The following is a 16,320-nucleotide window of genomic DNA, read 5'->3' on the forward strand; positions in this document are numbered from 1 at the left end:
GAAAGCTACACAGCAGGACTGCACCTCCGCGGATCGATCATGTGGCTGAAGTCCCTGACCGCAACCACATGATCCGAACCTTGAACAGCTCCTAGTGGCCGCAAAGTCAGTGGCACTGCGCCTGGCGGTTGAAGGACGCGTTCCCGGCCTCCCGCCAGATCCCGCTCGCCGCCTTCTCTCGTTCTCACTTCTCTCGTGTTCTCGCCGAAGGGGTGTTGCCGAGGCATCACCAGGAGGTGGCGTCGTCCATCGACTGCTGCCAGTAGGTGACCTTGAGGGAGCCGTCCACGAAGACGCCCTCGGCGGGCAGCGAGGGCTAGGATCCGGCACCGACGCTCTCGTTGCCGGACGGGCCGTGGAAGTAGACGGCCAGGGAGTTCACCGTCTGGCCGTTGGTGCTGTCGGTGCTGTCGGTGCCGTCGGTGGAGGACAGGTTCACGGAGGCGTAGCCGGAGTCGCCGGGCTTGAGCGTGACGACGGCCTGCGGCCTGGAGTCGGCGATCACCGGGGGCACGGACTGGGCCTCCCCGAACCCGACCGCCGGGTAGCCGTACAGGAAGCACCTGCCGCTGCCGGTGTTGGTGACCGTGAGCAGCATGTGGTTCACGAGGCGGTTCAGCGGGGCGGCCGTCGTCCTGGTGTTGTCGCCTGTACAGGTGACCGGCTTGGCCTCCTCCGAGGCCTGCCCGCCGGACGACTTGGACGCGGTGGCGTTCGCTCCGGGCTTCGCACCGGTGGACGCGGGCCCGGCGGTTGAGGGCTTTCCGGCGCCACCGGCCGGAGCGGCGGGCACCGGCGTGGTGCTCGGCGCCCTTCGGAAAGCGGTCGAACCCTTCGTCGACCGGATGACCGAAGCCTGTGAGACGGTCCGTCCCAGCCGCCGGACCGCACGCCCCGTTGGGGACACTGGAACGGTGAAAGGCCCCTGACCTGCGGGAACGAGGCGCCCCTGGAACGTCGAAACGGGACGCCGAGGGGCTTCGCGGGCCCTTGCATCCCCCGTCAGTGCGGCTGCCGGTCGGACTGTTCGTCGTCCTGCGTCGCCCGGCAGGCAGCTCGCCACGCCGCATCGATCCCGGCATCGGTGTTGCCGATCGGTGTTGCCGCCCCGGAAACGGGGGCGCAACGGGGGCTGGACTGTCCATGCTGTGACGCACCGTCAGCTCGATCCGACTGGCGGGCAGGTCGTGGTCGGCGGAGGCCGCCACGGATCGAGGAGGTTCACGGTGCGGCGTCCGCTGCTGTCGACCAGGGCGACCCTGGTACTGCTGATCGGCGTGCTCACGGGGATAGGCGCGGGCGTCCTGGCCGCCGCTGGGGGCGTGCACGCGGCCCAGTGCGTGCTGTACGGCGCCGGGGCCTTCGGCGTCAGCGTGCCCTTCGTCGACCGGCTCGTCGCCGGTCCGGAGCAGGAGCCCGCCGAGAAGGCGCCGGCCGAACGGGCCCCGGCCGGAACGGCTCCGGCCGGAACGGAGCCCAGTTCCTGACACCGGCGCGGCCCGGGCCCCGGGCTCCCGGTCCCCGGGCCGCGACCGGACCGACGTGCCGATACACCGACACGCCGACACACCAACACACCGATACTGCAAGGATGGTGCCGTTGTGGAGCCCGTAGGACGCAGGGGGTGACCGGGTGGGGAACTTGCAGCCGCTGAGCCCCGATCTGAACGAGGAGTGCCGTGCCTTCGCCGAGGCCCTGCGCAGTCTGTTCGCCGGGCTGTGGCCCGCGGTGTCGGTGCGCCGCTACGGCTCGCGCCGGCACCTGAGCCCGGGGGCGCTGTCCCGCTATCTGTCCGGGCAGCGAATCCCGTCCTGGCAGTTCGTCCAGGACCTGCTCACCGACGTGGGCGCCGACCGGGGCACCGTCGCCACCCTGGAGACCGTCGAGCTCCTCCGTTCCCTGCACGCGGCCGCGCTGCGGACCAGTGCCTCGGTGGGCCACGCCGTGCAGCAGCTGCAGTTCCAACTGGCCGAGGCCGACCGGCTGTCGAGGCGCTCGGCCGCGCACAGCGACGTCCTGGGCGACGCCCTGCTCGACAAGAACCACCGCATCGCCGATCTGGAACTGCGCCTCAACCAGCTGGAGAGCGACTGGGCGCGGGAGCGCGCCCGCGCGGACGAGATCGCCGTCTACGTCGACGACCGCGAGGACCTGCTCCTGGAGAAGCAGGACCTGGAGAAGGAGGTCGCCCGGCTGGAGGCCGAGTTGGGCGAGGCGCTCCGGCGCCGGCTCGCCGCCGAGGCCCGCTGCGAGCTGCTGGAACGCCAGCTGATCGCGGCGGAGCAACAGGCCGGCGAGGACCCGCTGCGGATCGAGGCGGTCGCGGCCGATACCGCCGTCCCGGCCGTCACCGGTCGGCCGAGGGTCCTGGTGGTCGACGACCAGCCCTCGAACCTGGTGGCCCTGGAGGCCGTCCTCGCGGCCGCCGACTGGGACGTCCTGGCCGTCACCTCCGGTCCGGACGCGCTCAAGGCGCTGCTCCAGCACAACGACATCGCCGTCATCGTCCTGGACGTGCAGATGCCCGGCATGGACGGCTACGCGACCGTGGCCCAGATCAAGGGCCGCGCACAGACTCGCGACATCCCGATCATCTTCGTCACCGCGATCGGCTCCGACCCGGAGAACACCCTGCGCGGCTACGACGCGGGGGCAGTCGACTTCATCGTCAAGCCCTTCGACCCCTGGCTGCTGCGCGCCAAGGTCACCGCCCTGACCGGCATGTACCTGAGCTACCGCGGCACCCCCCGTCCCGCCCCCGCGCACCGGCCTCCGCACCCCACCACCGACTGGCTCCTGCCCTCCACCGCCGCCCCCGCTCCCCCGCACCAGCCGTCCTGACCCCGGGCCTTTCTCGTGGAGCAGTCGGGGTCGCGGGGGTCTTCCAGGTCTTCACGCGTCGAAACGAGACGCCCTCGCAGAGAATGACCGACCAGGGTTCAGCCCACGACCGCGCCATTGCCGACGCCGATGAGCTGATCGTACGAGGTGCGGTACTCCCTCAGCGCCTCTCCACGGAAGAGCGCCAGTTCCTCCGCCGTGAGCGGGGCGGTCCGCGCGGCGATCTCCCCCAGGGACTCACCCGCACAGGCCGCGGTCAGCGAGTACCCGGCCCCTCGGTCGCAGCAGACCTGAACCAGTGCCGCGCGGACACTCGGGTCATCGCTCTCGCCCAGGTACATGGCGGCGTCCACCCGCTCATCCTCACGCGCTCCAGAATCCAGCACGAGCTTGATCAGTGGCTCAATCCGCCATGCCTCCATGCGAACATCCTGCCCGATCAACCCGACAAGTGGCGCCGGTCGGACGCGCGGAGCACACGGGGCGAACGTGGTCTGATGCGGCACTAGCAGGGCGCGGTGGGGCTACGGGTGACGTGCACCGTCGTCCAGTCCGCCGTTCCCCGATCAGGGCTTAACTCGAGCCGTTGGGAGTCACCGCCCAGGAGTTCGGCGCACACCGTGCCCTCGGCGTTCACGGAGCCGTCCACGTTCTGCAGCGTGACGACGATTCCGAACTGCCTGGCGAGCCCGGTGTTCGGATCGTGCGAGGTCACATCGAGAAGGAGGTCGACGGTCGTGGTGTTGGCGGGGTTGGCCAGGCTCATCCTGACGCTGTAGTCGCCGATCGTGCAGGTCTGGGCGAGCGCCTTCTGCTGCGCTGCCGCCGTCCGGACGGCGGCAGCGGAAGCCGATGCGGACGCTGCCGCCGACGCGGACGCCGATGCCGCAGCAGAGGCCTCGCCCCGCGCAGCGCCCGACGCCCCCGTGGACGCCGACGACGACGCCTCCGTGCCGACCCGGCCGGAACCACCACCGGTTCCCGGCCTCGCCAGCGCGGCCGCCAGCACACCGTCGGGGGACACCGCCGGCTGCGGCCTGCCGTCCTCCGGCGTCAGCTCCTGGGCGCTCACCGGACCGATGCGACAAGCCAGATCGCGATCGGTGACGCTGTCCAGGATGCTGGCGGCGGCGATAGTGTGCCGGCCGGGCGGCACGTAGTAGACCGTGCGGCCGGCGTCGAAGGCGTGGCGCTCGGTACTCGTGCAGGCGAGGTCGATCGTGTACGCCAGCATGCGGGGAGAGCGGTTGTCGACCGATAGCGCGCACCGCTCCGTTCGCATCCGACCGCCCAGGACGGGATCGACGCCTTCCGATGCACACAGGATGAGTCCCACCTCCGCACTGCGGTCCCGATCCGGCACCGAGGAGGAGCAACCGGACAGCATGGTGACCGCCACCAGTGCCGCGGTGACGCAGGCGGAGTTCCCGGCGGAGGTCACGGCGGAGGCGGCCAGGGAAGCGAAGGGGTGATCCTCAGCTCGGGCGGGACCCGGTTCCGGGGCCGGAGTGCGGGTGCGATCAGCCGCGGGGCGCCATCTCGTCGAGGAGGTGGGCGAGTTCGGCGGGCCTGGTGAACATGGGCCAGTGGCCGGAGTCGATGTCGACGAAGTCGACGTGCTCGGCCCGGGCGAGTTCCGGGGCCTCGCCGGCGGCGATCCACTCCCGGGCCTGCTGCGGGGTGAACTCCGGGCAGACCACCACGACCGGCACCTGGTAGCGGCGGCGGTCCGTCAGCCGGACCACTCCCCTGGCCACCTGTTCGGGGACGGGTACGGCCTCGGCGGCGGTACGGCGGCGGAGCTCCTCGTCGAGGTCGGCGCTGTCGGCCCCCTCGAACGGGCCCCAGCCGGGGAAGGGCATCGCGCCGTCGTGGATGGCGAAGAAGTCGGCATAGGGGCGGCCGTCCTGGTGGGGGAAGCCGCCGATCAGCGCCAGTTTGGCGACCCGGTCCGGGCGGGCGTCGGCAGCGAGCCAGCCGAGGGTGGCGGCGGCCGAGTGCGCTACGACGAGGGGCTTCTCCTCGGCGGCGTCCACGGCGGCGAGGACTGCGGCGAGCTGGTCGTCGAGCGTGGCGGACGAGCGTCCGTCGCCCTGGCCCGGCAGGGTCACGGGCCGCGGGCGGTGCCCCAGCGCCTCCAACGCGGGTACCACCGCGTCCCAGGCGCTGCCGTCGAGCCAGAGGCCGCCGATGAGCAGGATGTCCACGGTGGGACTCACTTCCTTGGTCGAGGTTTGCGGGGAGGCAGCGGGAGGAGGCCGCGACCGTCCCGGAGCGGACGCGCCGCGCCGCGCCGCGCGGACAGCGTACGCACCTACCGGATCGACCGGGTGCAGGCGGCCGAGGAACTCCCGGCCGGATTCCGGATGCCCGAGGGCCTCGACCCGGTCGCGGTGCTGGAGCAGCACCTGGGCGCCGCCCTGGCCGTCCGTCTCACCGCGGCCGTGTCCGGACCTGCGGCACCGTCCCGTCCCCGCCCCCTGAACCCCGGTGCGGGCCAGAGCACTTGGCGCCCGCCGCCGCTGCTGGCAGGATACCGGGGCGACGGGACAGTGGACGAACCACCGGAGGGCGAACTGTGAGCATCCACGTCAGCTACGAGCTGACGGCCGAGGAGGAGTACCGCGGGGTGCGGCGGGCCTACCGGCGCCGCTTCGCGGTGGTCCGGACCTGCTGCGCGGTGCTCGCGGCCTGCGGCATCGCCCTGCTGGTGACGGGTGGCCAGACGGTGCTCGGCGTGGTGCTGGTGGTGGTCGCGCCGCTGCTCGCCTTCTGGCAGTCGTTCGTCACCAGGCTCCGCGTCGCCCGCCACCGGGCGCAGTACCCCGGCCCGCTGACCATCACCTTCGCCGACAGCGGCTGCGCCTTCACCACCGGGGGCTTCCGGCAGGCGTTCTCCTGGTCGCGCTTCTCCCGGATCAGGGACGACCGGGACCACCTGTACCTCTACGCCCGCGGTGAACTCCCGGTGGCCGTACCGAAGAGCGAGTTCCACCCCTACGAACTGGGCGAACTGCTGCGGGTGTTGCGGTCCCGGCCGAACTACCGCCCGCCCCGGCCCTCTTCCTGAGGCACCGTCAGAGCGAGTAGCCGCGCGGCCGCATGGCGGTCGAGAGCCCCAGCGCGCCGCGGACGGCCTGGTCCGGGTCCATGGCGGCGTGGTCGGCCTCGCGGGCGGCGTCCATCTGATGGTGGATCTCGGCGCGGGTCGTCCCGGCCGCCGCCGCCTGCCAGGCGGACACGGCCTTGCGGTGCTGGTCGAGCACGACGGCGAACTGCTGCTCGGCCCCGGCCGGTGCTCCGGCCTTCCGGAGTTCGTCCACCGCATGCTGCTCGGCCGTGGCCATCTCGCCCGCCCAGGCGGTCAGGTGGTCGTTGGTCGACTCCCCCGCGTCCAGGCCGACCGAGGAGACGTTGTCGTAGGAGCGCACGGCGTCCAGGTAGCGGCGCTGCTCGGCGGTCAGGCGGGAGGTGTCGGCGCGCAGCGGGCGGGTGAGCGGGATGCTCCGGCCCAGGTAGAGGCAGGTCGCGACCGGGTGGTCCTTGAGGTCCTGCTCCCGCGGGGGCAGGGGGGTGATGACGGCGTTGTCCGGGAGGGCCCAGAAGTCCGGGTTGTAGTCCGCGAAGGGCTCCCGGCAGGCCAGTTGCGAGGCGGTGGCGAGGTCGTTGTGGCGGACCTGGTCGGGGTCGAGGGCGGCCTGGGCGACCACTTCGCCGCGGTGCGGCTCGGTGCATGTCACGGGCAGCACGTCACGGCCCGGCCCGTCCGGGGCATCGTGATGGGCCTGGAGGTAGCTCGCGGAGGGGTTCCGGAAGCAGGTGCCGGGCGCGAGCGAGGTCAGCGCCACCGGACTCTCGCGGTCATCCGACGGGGAGGCGAGGACCACGGCCAGTCCGGCGGCCAGCAGCACGCAGCCCGCGATCCCGGTCCACATCCACGCCCGGGCACGCGGGCCACGCCCCGAACGCCCCGCAGGCCCCGTACGCCCCGCAGGCCACCCCGACCGGGCCGCGGTCGGCGCGGCGTCCATGAGCCGGCCCGGCCTGTCGGAGGGGTGCTGTTCGGCACTCGGTGGCGGCTCGGCCGGAGTTGACACGCGGAACCCCTTCATGAAGATCACCCGATACGACTGCGAGACCTACTCCAGCGGTCGCCGAAGGATCCGGTCGGGCATCGGCATCCTCCGCGTCCGAGCTGTGCCCACCGGCGCTGGACCCCCGGCCCGCTGGCATGTCCGCGGCCGAAAGTTCGCAGGTCAAAGCTCTGTTCATGCGGCCCGGACCGGTCTAGCATTCCGGGTCACAGCAGCCCCACCACCCCCTCGCGGGGCTGCTGGGCAGACCGGCCACGCCCCCACGTCGGCCGGTGCCTCCCACGGCCGGGACCGCGGGCCTCCCCCCGTCCCCGCGGTCCCGGCCGGCCCGCACGCTGTCGGTGGTGGCCACTACAGTCGGCCACCGACGAGCGGACGGACGGACGAGCAGGCGCGGAGTGGCGGAAGTGAAGGATCTCGCGGGGGACTTCGAGCACGACGGCGGTCGCCGTCGAGCCCACCGGGCCGTCCTCGACCACCTCCTCGCCCTGGTCGCCACTTCCCGCCTGGGGGACATCCTGGTGCTGCGCGGAAGCATGGTGATGCCGGCCTGGGTGGGGGCCGACGCACGGGAGCCCGCCGACCTCGACTGGATCGTCCCGCCGCCACCACTGATCCCCGTCGATCCCGGGCACCCGTACCCGTACGTGGCGGAGCCGGCCACCCTCCAGCAGTGGCCGGAAGCCGCCGACGGCGCTGCCCGGTACGAGATCTGGAGCTTCGAGGAGGTCGACACGCCCGGTCTGCGACCCGTGCTCGCACCCGAAGGACTGCACTGGATCGGCGCGGCGGAGCCGGAGGCCGACCCGCCCCACCGGACGCTGCTCGACCTGGTGCGTGAGCAGCCGACGGCCGCCCCGGGGCTGGTCCTCGACCCGGCCGCCGCCCGGCTCGACGGCACCTGGACCTACGCGGAGTACGACTCCCCGGGCATCCGCCTGGCCATCCCCTGGCGGGCCGACGGTCTCCCGCCCGGCGAGGTGACACTGGACTTCGCCCGCGACGAGCGGCTCCCCGAGGCCCCCGTGTGGACGGCGGTCCCCCGCGGCGACGGCGCTGCGCCGACCCCCGTACGCACCGCGAGCCGTGAGCTGTCGCTCGCCTGGAAGCTGTTGTGGCTGCACGCCGACTCCGCGACGGAGGGCCGCGCCGAGCCCAAGGACCTCTACGACGCCGTCCTGCTCGCGGAGGCCGCCGGCACCGGCCCCTCCCCGCAACTGCTGCACCGGGTGTTCCGCCGAGGACCCGTCACCCCGGCGAGCGGGACCACCTTGCACCTGGACTCGTTGGCCCTCCCGCCCGGGGCCTGGGACGACTTCCGGGCACGGCACCCCATGGTCCGGGGCACGGCCCAGGACTGGCTGACCCGTCTGCGCCGGGCACTGAACGGGCACTGACCGGGCGCTGACCGACCGAAGGGGCCCTACCGCACCACCGTCGCCGGGCCGGTCTCCCGGGCACGGGCGACCGGGGCAGCTTGACCGGAATCTGATGAGGCGCCATATTACTTTCATGACGCAGCACCCCGAGACCGGTCCCGCCGCCCCCAGCATCGAGCAGGTCCGTCGGCAGATCGCCCGCTACGGCCTGTCGGCCGATCCGCAGGCGATCCTGGTCGCGGCCCGGCTGATGACGGCGGGGGCGCGGCTCGGGCAGGCCGGAGAGGTGCACTTCGGGCGGTTCGGCCTGTCGACCGGCCGGTACCGGCTGCTGGCAGACCTGGAGGACCACGGCGGCGAGAAGTCGCCGTCCCAGCTCGCGGCGACCCTCGGGGTCTCCCGGGCGACCGTGACCGGCCTGGTCGACGGGCTGGAGCGGGAGGGGCTGGTGGTCCGCCGGCCGTCGGCCGAGGACGGCCGTGGCAACGTGGTGATCCTGACCGCGCGCGGCGCCGACCGGCTGCGCGAGCTCGCCCCCGAGCACTTCGCCCGGATGCAGTCGCTGGTCGGCGGTCTCAGCGTCGAGGAGCGCGCGACCTTCCTGGACCTGCTGGCCCGGATCGTCGCGGGCATCGACGCCCTCGCCGAGGACTGACGCCCCCACACCGAGGACCGACACCCCGCCCCGAGGGCGGCAAGCACCACCCGAGCCCGAGGCGGGCCGCCGAGCGGTCCGCCTTCTCTTCACCCCAATAGTTAGGCACCTAAGCACAAATGCTTAGGTGCCTAACCAGATCCATCGAGGAGCAACCGTGAGCAAGAAGGCCCCCGGGGCACCCCCGCCCTTCGTCCTCTGGCGGGAGGTCCTGACCTCCTACGCGATGCCCGCCGTCAGCGCCGGGATCGGCGGCGTCGCCACCCAGCAGCCCCAGCTGGTCGTCGCCGCCTTCACCACCATCGGCGGCACCTCCGCCCTGGTGGCCGCCGTGCTGGGCGCCGCACTCCGCCGCCGCTCGGCCCGGGCCGCACCGACCCGGACGCCCCGGACGCCCCGGGCGCTCGCGGCCGCCGCCTCCGGGCTGCTCGCCGCCGCCCTCGGCCTCGCCGTCGGCCTGGCCGCCGCGCGCTGGCTCCCGCACCTCCCGCCGCTCGCCGACAGCCCCTGGCCACGGCGGCTGCCCGTCGACCTGCCGGTCTCCTCGGCGATCGCCGGGACCATCACCACCTGGCGCTGGCGCGCCAACCGGCCCGCCCGGGAGCCGCAGCACCGGCTCCCCGCCGACACCACGACCAACGCCAACACCAACGCCAACACCACCCGACCCGAAAGGCAGACGTCATGATCGTCATCATGGGCGCCGGAGGCGCCACCGGCGGTGCCACCCTGCGCAGCCTGGCCGCCCTCGGCGTACCGACCCGCGCCCTCAGCCGCGACCCCGCCCGACTGGCCGCCGCGCTGGACGACCACACGCTCGCCCGGACCACCACCCTCCCGGCCGACGCCGCCGACCCGGCCTCGCTGCGCCGGGCGTTCCAGGGCGCGCGCCAGCTGTTCCTCACCATGGCCAACGGCCCACGCCAGGTGCAGTACGAACTGGCCGCGATCGAGGCGGCCGTCGACTGCGGCGTGGAGCACATCGTCAAGGTGTCCGCCCCGGCCGCGGAACCGGACTCCCCGGTCGCCGTCTCCCGGGGCCACCACCGGATCGAGGAGCACCTGCGGTCGCTGCGCGTCACCACGACCGTCCTGCGGCCGTACGCCTTCCTGCAGAAGCTGCTGCTCCTGGCGCCCGGCGTGGCGGCCGGCGGGGTGCTGCACGGCGCGATGGGGCAGGCCCGGTGCAACTACGTGGACGCCCGGGACATCGGCGACGCCGCGGCGGAGGTGCTGACCCACCCGGAGCTGGCCGGCGGCAGCTACCCGCTCACCGGCGGGCGCGCCTACAGCCACCCGGAGCTCGCCGCGCTGCTGGGCGAGCTGCTGGGCCGACCGGTCCGCTACCTGGACCTGGCGCCCGGCGAGCTGCACGCCCACCTGGTCGGCCGGGCCGGGATGCCGGACTGGCTGGCCGCCCACGTGGTGGAGATCCAGCAGCTCGCGATGGTCCGCAGGGAGGTCCCGGACGACACCTTCACCCGCCTGACCGGGCGCCCCCCGCGCAGCCTGACGGCCTTCCTCGACGAGCACCTGCACCTCTTCCGCTGACCGTCCGACCCCGGGCGGTGCCGCGCCCGGCACCGCCCGGCCCGGCCCGCCACCCGAACGGAGCAGCATTTCCTGTGGCATGGGTCACGATCGAAAAGTCGACCTGACGATCCGTCAATTCGACTGACGAATCGTCACATCGATACGAACGGGCATCAGTTGTTGACTGACGTGACGTCAGATTCGGCCGTTCAAGGCCAAGTTGAGCCTTCTGCGGCCCGCTGCCGGCTCACCGCCCCGGGGCTACCATCGGTCGGGTTGTCCGCTCCGGCCCCGGAGCGGGGTCACCCGTCGCACAGGTGATCCCGCCGCCCCAGGGGTCGGACATCGGTAGGAACGGGGCGAGGACAGAGGAGCGCACGGGCTGCCATGACCGCTGAACCGAGCCACCCGAAGCAGAACGCCACGCCGCCGCGACCCGCGCCGGAGCCCGCGCCGGAGCCGCTGCCGGTGCCGGACTCCATGCCGCCGCGGCCCGCGCCGCCCCGGGCCCTGTTCCCCGGCCGCCCGGCCGCCGCCCCGCGTACCCTGGTCGACGTGCTGGACGCCACCGTGCGCGCCCACCCCGACGAGCCGGCCCTCGACGACGGGCGCACCGTGCTCAGCTACCGGGCCCTGGCCGCCGAGGTCGAGCAGCTGCGCCGTCGCCTGGCCGCCGCCGGGATCGGCCCCGGCGACCGGGTCGGCGTCCGGGTGCCCTCCGGCACCAACGACCTGTACGTCTCGATCCTCGCCGTGCTCGCGGCCGGCGCCGCCTACGTCCCGGTGGACGCCGAGGACCCGGACGAGCGCGCCCAGCTGGTCTTCGGCGAGGCCGCCGTGGCCGCCGTGCTCGGCGCCGGGCGCGCCCTGAGCGGCACCGCGGAGCGCGCGCCCGCCCCGGAGCGCCGCCCCTCCCCCGCCGACGACGCCTGGATCATCTTCACCTCCGGCTCCACCGGAAAGCCCAAGGGCGTCGCGGTCACCCACCGCAACGCCGCCGCCTTCGTCGACGCCGAGGCCGCGCTCTTCCTCCAGGAGGAGCCGATCGGCCCCGGCGACCGGGTGATGGCCGGCCTGTCGGTCGCCTTCGACGCCTCCTGCGAGGAGATGTGGCTGGCCTGGCGGCACGGCGCCTGCCTGGTGCCCGTCCCCCGCTCCCAGGTGCGCAGCGGCGCCGACCTGGGTCCCTGGCTGGCCGAGCAGGAGATCACCGTGGTCTCCACCGTCCCGACCCTGGCCGCGCTGTGGCCCGCGGAGGCGCTCAACGAGGTCCGGCTGCTGATCTTCGGTGGCGAGGCCTGCCCGCCCGAGCTGGTGCAGCGCCTGGTCACCGAGGGCCGCGAGGTGTGGAACACCTACGGCCCGACCGAGGCCACCGTGGTCGCCTGCGCCGCCCTGCTGACCGGTGAAGGCCCGGTCCGGATCGGCCTGCCGCTGGACGGCTGGGACCTCGCCGTGGTCGACGAGGCCGGGCAGCCGGTCGCCCCCGGCGGCACCGGGCAGCTGGTGATCGGCGGGGTCGGCCTGGCCCGCTACCTCGACCCGGAGAAGGACGCCGAGAAGTACGCCCCGCTGCCCTCGCTGGGCTGGGAGCGCGCCTACCGCAGCGGTGACCTGGTCCAGGCCGACCCGGCCGGCCTGCTGTTCCTCGGCCGCACCGACGAGCAGATCAAGCTCGGCGGGCGCCGGATCGAGCTCGGCGAGGTCGACGCCGCCCTGCAGGCGCTGCCCGGCGTGGCCGGCGCGGCCGCGGCCGTCCGGACCGCGCGCGGCGGCAACCAGCTGCTGGTCGGCTACCTGGTGCTCCAGGACGGCTTCGACCGCGAGCGGGCCGTGGAGCGGCTGCGCGCCGAGCTGCCCGCCGCCCTGGTGCCGCTGCTCGCGCCGGTCGACGCGCTGCCCACCCGCACCTCCGGCAAGGTCGACCGCAACGCCCTGCCCTGGCCGCTGCCCGAGCTGGAGGCCGCCGGGCCGGGCGAGCGGCTGTACGGCACCGAGGCCTGGCTGGCCGAGCAGTGGTCGGAGATCCTCGGCGTGCAGGTGGCCGGGGCCCGGGACGACTTCTTCGCCATCGGCGGCGGCAGCCTGGCCGCCGCCCGGCTGACCACCCTGCTGCGCACCCGTTACCCGAACGCCGCGGTGCTGGACATCTACCAGCACCCGACACTGCGCAAGCTCGCCCGCCACCTGGAGCGCACGGCCACCTCCGACGGCGAGGCCCGTACCGTCACCCTGGTGCCGACCAGGGCCAAGCTGCTCCAGCTGCTCCTGCTGGTCCCGCTGTTCACCGTGGTCGGCCTGCGCTGGACGGTCGCCCTGCTGGCCGCCGGGAACCTGCTCGCGCACGTCGGCGACTACCCGTGGGCGCCCACCGCGTCCTGGTGGGTGGTCGGTGCGGGCGCGCTGCTGCTGTACAGCTCGCCGGGCCGGCTCGCGATCGGAGCCGGCGGCGCCCGGCTGCTGCTGCGCGGCCTGCGCCCCGGCCGCTACCCGCGCGGCGGCGCCGTGCACCTGCGGCTGTGGGCGGCCGAGCGGCTCGCCGAGCTGAGCGGCGCGACCGAGCTGTCCGGCGCCTGGCTGGTCCCCTACGCCCGGGTGCTGGGTGCCAAGGTCGCGAAGGAGGTGGACCTCCACTCGCTGCCGCCGGTGACCGGGATGCTCAAGCTGGGCCGGGGCTGCGCCGTCGAGGCCGAGGTCGACCTGTCCGGCTACTGGCTGGACGGCGACCGGCTGGAGGTCGGCCAGATCAAGGTCGGCGCCGACGCGGTGGTCGGCACCCGGTCGACGCTGCTGCCCGGTGCCCGGGTCGGCAAGCGCGCCCAGGTGCTGCCCGGCTCCAGCGTCACCGGCCAGGTGCCGACCGGCCAGCGCTGGGGCGGCGCGCCCGCCGTCAAGCTGGGCCGGGCCGAGTGGTCCTGGCCGACGGAGGCTCCCGTGCGCCGGCCCGCCTGGGCCGCGCTGTACGGCGCCGGCGACGCCCTGATCGGCCTGCTCCCGGTCCTGCCCGCCGCGGCCGCCCTCGCCGTGCTCTCCCGGTTCGTCGAGCAGGGCGCGGACCTCGGTCCGGCGCTCGGCGGCGCCCTGCTCGGCCTGCTGCCCGCCACCCTGGCGTACGGCGCGCTGTACGCGGCGCAGCTGGTGGTGCTGGTCCGGCTGCTGAGCATCGGCCTGGTGCCCGGGGTGCACCCGCTGCACGGCCGGGTCAGCTGGCAGGCGTGGACGGTCAGCCAGCTGATGGACCGGGCCCGCGAGGTGCTCTTCCCGCTGTACGCCGGACTGGTCACCCCGCTGTGGCTGCGGGCGCTGGGGATGCGGGTCGGCCGGGGCGCCGAGGTGTCCACGGTGCTGGCGCTGCCCAGCCTGACCACCGTCGGGGACGGTGCGTTCCTGGCCGACGACACCCTGATCGCGCCCTACGAGCTGGGCGGCGGCTGGATGCGCCTGGGCGAGGCGAAGGTCGGCGACCGGGCCTTCCTCGGCAACTCGGGGATGACCGCGCCGGGCCGCTCGGTGCCCAAGCGGGGTCTGGTGGGCGTGCTGTCGGCGACGCCGGCGAAGGCGAAGAAGGGCAGCTCCTACCTGGGCATGCCGCCGGTGCGGCTGCCGCGCGCGGCCGACCGGGCGGACCAGAGCCTGACCTACGAGCCGCCGGCCCGGCTGCGCTGGGCGCGCGGGCTGGTCGAGCTGGCCCGGCTGCTGCCGGTGCTCGCCTCGGGGGCGCTGGGCCTGCTGACGGTGGCGGCGCTGTCCTGGCTGGCGGACGGCTCCCCGTTGGCGGCGGCGCTGCTCTCCGGCCTGGTGCTGCTGGCGGCGGGCGGGGTGGCCTGCCTGGTGGCGGTGGCCGCGAAGTGGCTGCTGGTCGGCCGGTTCCGGGCGGTGGAGCACCCGCTGTGGAGCGGCTTCGTGTGGCGCAACGAGCTCGCCGACACCTTCGTCGAGGTACTGGCGGTGCCCTGGCTGGTCGGCGCGGTGCCGGGCACCCCGGTGCTGAACCTGTGGCTGCGCGCGCTCGGTGCCAAGGTCGGGCACGGCGTGTGGTGCGAGAGCTACTGGCTGCCGGAGGCGGACCTGGTCACCCTCGGCGACGGGGTCAGCGTGAACCGGGGCTGCGTGGTGCAGACCCACCTCTTCCACGACCGGATCATGCGGATGGATACTGTGGTCCTCCGCGAGGGCGCCACCCTGGGCCCGGGCGGGATCGTGCTGCCCGGCAGCACGGTGGGCGAGCGCAGCACGCTGGGCCCGGCCTCGCTGGTGATGCGGGCCGAGTCCGTCCCCGCGGACACCCGGTGGCTGGGCAACCCCATCGAGGCGTGGCAGACCACGTCGTGACCGCCCCTCCCTCCGGTACGACCACCCCTCCCCGTCCCACTGGTACGACCGCCCCCACCCGTCCCGGCCCGCAGGAAGCGCCCGCCCCCGTGAAGCCCAAGCACGCCCCGCCGGCCGCCGCCGGACCGGACCCGTACTTCCCGAACAGCGGAGACCACCGCTACCGGGTGCACCGCTACGAACTCGCGCTGGACTACCGGCCCGGGCCCAACCGGCTGGCCGCCTCGGCCCGGCTGAGCGCGGTCGCGGACGCGGCGCTGGCCGAGTTCGCGCTCGACCTGGCCGAGTTCCGGATCGGACGGGTGCTGGTCGACGGCCGGGCCGCCCGCTACACCCACCGCGGCGGCAAGCTGCGGATCCGCCCGGCGAAGGCGCTCGCGGCCGGTGCGGCGTTCACCGTCGAGGTGCACTACACCGGCAACCCCCGCCCGGTGCGCAGCCCGTGGGGCGGCCTGGGCTGGGAGGAGCTGACCGAGGGCGCGCTGGTGGCCAGCCAGCCGGTCGGCGCGCCGTCCTGGTTCCCGTGCAACGACCGGCCCGCGGACAAGGCGACGTACCAGGTGGCGGTCACCACGCCGTCCCCGTTCACGGTGCTGAGCGGCGGACGGCTGCTCACCCGGACCACCCGGGCGTCCAGCACCACCTGGGTGTACGAGCAGAGCGCGCCGACCTCGCCGTACCTGGTGACGGTCTCCATCGGGCACTACCGGGCGGTGCCGCTGGCCGCCCGGCCGTCGGTGCCGCAGACCGGGTACGTGCCGGAGCGGCTGGTCGGGGACCTCACCCGGGACTTCGCCCGGCAGCCCGAGATGATGGCCCACTTCGCCGAGGTCTTCGGGCCGTACCCGTTCGGCGAGTACGCGGTGGTGGTCGCGGACGAGGAGCTGGACGTCCCGGTGGAGGCGCAGGGCGTGGCCACCTTCGGCACCAACCACCTCGGCGGCGGCTGGGAGCGGGAGCGGCTGATCGCCCACGAGCTGGCCCACCAGTGGTTCGGCAACAGCGTCACGATCGCCGACTGGCGGCACATCTGGCTGAACGAGGGCTTCGCCAAGTACGCGGAGTGGCTCTGGTCCGAGCACGCCGGGGGCCCGGCCGCCGCCGTGCACGCCGCCGCCGCGCACCGGCTGCTGGCCGGGCTGCCGCAGGACCTCCGGCTCGGCGACCCGGGCCGCCGGCTGATGTTCGACGACCGGCTGTACCAGCGCGGCGGCCTGGTGGTGCACGCGCTGCGGCGGGCGCTCGGCGAGGACGCGTTCTTCGCGATGCTGCGGGACTGGGCCGGCGTCAACCGGCACGGCGTGGTCACCACCGGCGACCTCCTGACGCACGCCTCCCGGTACACCACGGCCCCCCTCGGCCCGCTGTTCGAGGCGTGGCTGGAGCGGCCGGAGCTACCGCCACTGCCGGGCTGAGCGGATGTCGCCGCTGCCGCGCTGAGCGGATATTCGGTCGGGCCCACGGGTCGGCTGGGCTACTGTCCGG

The 16,320-nt window shown here is 74.2% G+C and carries 15 protein-coding genes; 10 read left to right on the forward strand and 5 right to left on the reverse strand.

Annotated features, from left to right (window positions below; translation table 11 throughout):
• Positions 1-316 precede the first annotated feature (316 nt).
• Complete coding sequence (locus tag ACZ4W5_RS24165; protein WP_465656797.1) at positions 317-793, reverse strand: DUF4232 domain-containing protein; 477 nt, start codon at positions 791-793, stop codon at positions 317-319.
• Between the two features lie 433 nt (positions 794-1,226).
• Between ACZ4W5_RS24165 and ACZ4W5_RS24170 the strand changes: the two genes are divergently transcribed.
• Both ACZ4W5_RS24170 and ACZ4W5_RS24175 read left to right on the forward strand, forming a co-directional pair.
• Complete coding sequence (locus tag ACZ4W5_RS24170; RefSeq protein WP_465656798.1) at positions 1,227-1,487, forward strand: hypothetical protein; 261 nt, start codon at positions 1,227-1,229, stop codon at positions 1,485-1,487.
• Between the two features lie 146 nt (positions 1,488-1,633).
• Positions 1,634-2,842, forward strand: coding sequence for a response regulator (locus tag ACZ4W5_RS24175; protein ID WP_465656800.1), 1,209 nt, complete (start codon positions 1,634-1,636; stop codon positions 2,840-2,842).
• Between the two features lie 98 nt (positions 2,843-2,940).
• On the opposite strand, the gene ACZ4W5_RS24180 is transcribed toward ACZ4W5_RS24175, so the two are convergent.
• The 3 genes from ACZ4W5_RS24180 to ACZ4W5_RS24190 form a co-directional block, all read right to left on the reverse strand.
• Entirely contained in the window at positions 2,941-3,264 is a 324-nt protein-coding gene (locus ACZ4W5_RS24180) for a hypothetical protein (RefSeq protein WP_465656802.1), read from the reverse strand.
• A gap of 83 nt (positions 3,265-3,347) precedes the next feature.
• A complete protein-coding gene (locus ACZ4W5_RS24185) occupies positions 3,348-4,241 on the reverse strand; it encodes a hypothetical protein (RefSeq protein WP_465656804.1) in 894 nt (297 codons plus the stop codon).
• A gap of 121 nt (positions 4,242-4,362) precedes the next feature.
• Entirely contained in the window at positions 4,363-5,049 is a 687-nt protein-coding gene (locus tag ACZ4W5_RS24190) for an alpha/beta fold hydrolase (RefSeq protein WP_465656805.1), read from the reverse strand.
• A gap of 123 nt (positions 5,050-5,172) precedes the next feature.
• Here ACZ4W5_RS24190 and ACZ4W5_RS24195 point away from each other — a divergent pair, with 123 nt between their 5' ends.
• Both ACZ4W5_RS24195 and ACZ4W5_RS24200 read left to right on the forward strand, forming a co-directional pair.
• Positions 5,173-5,424: a hypothetical protein gene (locus tag ACZ4W5_RS24195; RefSeq protein ID WP_465656807.1), complete on the forward strand. Its 252-nt coding sequence runs from the start codon at positions 5,173-5,175 to the stop codon at positions 5,422-5,424.
• A complete protein-coding gene (locus ACZ4W5_RS24200) occupies positions 5,421-5,912 on the forward strand; it encodes a YcxB family protein (protein ID WP_465656809.1) in 492 nt (163 codons plus the stop codon). The genes ACZ4W5_RS24195 and ACZ4W5_RS24200 overlap by 4 nt, the downstream gene beginning before the upstream one ends.
• 7 nt (positions 5,913-5,919) lie before the next feature.
• On the opposite strand, the gene ACZ4W5_RS24205 is transcribed toward ACZ4W5_RS24200, so the two are convergent.
• Positions 5,920-6,777, reverse strand: a complete 858-nt coding sequence (locus ACZ4W5_RS24205; RefSeq protein ID WP_465656810.1) for a hypothetical protein — start codon at positions 6,775-6,777, stop codon at positions 5,920-5,922.
• Between the two features lie 566 nt (positions 6,778-7,343).
• Between ACZ4W5_RS24205 and ACZ4W5_RS24210 the strand changes: the two genes are divergently transcribed.
• The 6 genes from ACZ4W5_RS24210 (at position 7,344) to ACZ4W5_RS24235 (ending at position 16,250) form a co-directional block, all read left to right on the forward strand.
• Complete coding sequence (locus ACZ4W5_RS24210; RefSeq protein WP_465656812.1) at positions 7,344-8,333, forward strand: nucleotidyl transferase AbiEii/AbiGii toxin family protein; 990 nt, start codon at positions 7,344-7,346, stop codon at positions 8,331-8,333.
• A 115-nt stretch (positions 8,334-8,448) separates the two neighbouring features.
• Positions 8,449-8,970, forward strand: a complete 522-nt coding sequence (locus tag ACZ4W5_RS24215; RefSeq protein WP_465656813.1) for a MarR family winged helix-turn-helix transcriptional regulator — start codon at positions 8,449-8,451, stop codon at positions 8,968-8,970.
• Between the two features lie 157 nt (positions 8,971-9,127).
• Positions 9,128-9,658, forward strand: a complete 531-nt coding sequence (locus ACZ4W5_RS24220) for a hypothetical protein (RefSeq protein ID WP_465656815.1) — start codon at positions 9,128-9,130, stop codon at positions 9,656-9,658.
• A complete protein-coding gene (locus tag ACZ4W5_RS24225) occupies positions 9,655-10,521 on the forward strand; it encodes an NmrA family NAD(P)-binding protein (RefSeq protein WP_465656817.1) in 867 nt (288 codons plus the stop codon). Before ACZ4W5_RS24220 ends, ACZ4W5_RS24225 begins: the two co-directional genes overlap by 4 nt.
• Positions 10,522-10,983: 462 nt before the next feature.
• Positions 10,984-14,835 carry a Pls/PosA family non-ribosomal peptide synthetase gene (locus ACZ4W5_RS24230; protein ID WP_465656887.1) on the forward strand — a complete coding sequence of 1,284 codons (3,852 nt, stop codon included), beginning with the start codon at positions 10,984-10,986 and terminating at the stop codon, positions 14,833-14,835.
• Positions 14,836-14,924: 89 nt separating this feature from the next.
• Positions 14,925-16,250 carry a M1 family metallopeptidase gene (locus ACZ4W5_RS24235; protein WP_465656819.1) on the forward strand — a complete coding sequence of 442 codons (1,326 nt, stop codon included), beginning with the start codon at positions 14,925-14,927 and terminating at the stop codon, positions 16,248-16,250.
• Positions 16,251-16,320: the final 70 nt, after the last annotated feature.

This window comes from Kitasatospora sp. NPDC029367 (assembly GCF_055569135.1).

Coding starts and splice junctions, on each gene's coding strand:
- ACZ4W5_RS24180 (WP_465656802.1), bottom strand. CDS start 3,264: ATGGAGGCATGGCGGATTGAGCCACTGATCAAGCTCGTGCTGGATTCT.
- ACZ4W5_RS24205 (WP_465656810.1), bottom strand. CDS start 6,777: ATGTGGACCGGGATCGCGGGCTGCGTGCTGCTGGCCGCCGGACTGGCC.
- ACZ4W5_RS24215 (WP_465656813.1), top strand. CDS start 8,449: ATGACGCAGCACCCCGAGACCGGTCCCGCCGCCCCCAGCATCGAGCAG.
- ACZ4W5_RS24225 (WP_465656817.1), top strand. CDS start 9,655: ATGATCGTCATCATGGGCGCCGGAGGCGCCACCGGCGGTGCCACCCTG.
- ACZ4W5_RS24230 (WP_465656887.1), top strand. CDS start 10,984: ATGCCGCCGCGGCCCGCGCCGCCCCGGGCCCTGTTCCCCGGCCGCCCG.